Origin of the sequence: Paenalcaligenes sp. Me52 (genome assembly GCF_050487965.1) — a bacterium.
Classification (GTDB): Bacteria; Pseudomonadota; Gammaproteobacteria; order Burkholderiales; family Burkholderiaceae_B; genus Paenalcaligenes.
In genome coordinates this window covers 1-643 of sequence record NZ_JBKQFO010000032.1, presented here as the reverse complement: position 1 = coordinate 643, position 643 = coordinate 1, and the positions used below count along the sequence as shown (strand labels likewise).

Below are 643 nucleotides of genomic sequence, written 5' to 3'. Positions count from 1 at the left end.
CGCCTGATTATTTTTAGCTATGTTGGATTTTGCCACGGTTTATACCGTGGCTTTTTTTGTAGTCAATTCAGGTAAAAAAAGATGCGATATAAATCGCATCCGCTTTAAAGGTAATATTCAGTTTTTAATTCCCTGACCTATTTTAATGGCGCAGGCAATATTTCGCGCACTGTTGAAGAGATTGGTTTCACCGCTGGCGAGCACTTCGGCTAAAGGAGCCAGACGTGGCAAAATGCTGAATACCGCATCAATGCCGTACTGGTGCACCACTTCCACGCCATCACCCAATACGCCAGCAATCCCAATCACCGGGACATTAAACTGCTTCGCCACCGATGCCACACCCAGCGGCGCTTTACCGCCTGCCGTTTGCGAGTCGATGCGCCCTTCCCCGGTGATCACCAGTGCTGCACCCTGCACTGCCTGCGCAAGATTGACCGCATTCAACACAATCTCAATACCCGGTTTAATATCCGCATTGAGGAATACCGCCGCCGCAATGCCCATACCGCCCGCCGCGCCACCACCCGCCATCTGGCAGACGTTGATTTCAGTTAGCTGTTGTAAAACACGGGCGTAATTTTGCAGCCCCTGTTCCAGCTCTTCGACCATCTCCGGCGTTGCCCCTTTTTGCGGGCCAAAC

The 643-nt window shown here is 51.6% G+C and carries 1 protein-coding gene; it reads right to left on the bottom strand.

The genetic code is table 11. The features are described from left to right. Window positions 1–117 precede the first annotated feature (117 nt). Window positions 118–643 (bottom strand): glycerate kinase (locus ACLO87_RS16805; RefSeq protein WP_430224346.1); only part of this gene is annotated, 526 nt, incomplete at its 5' end.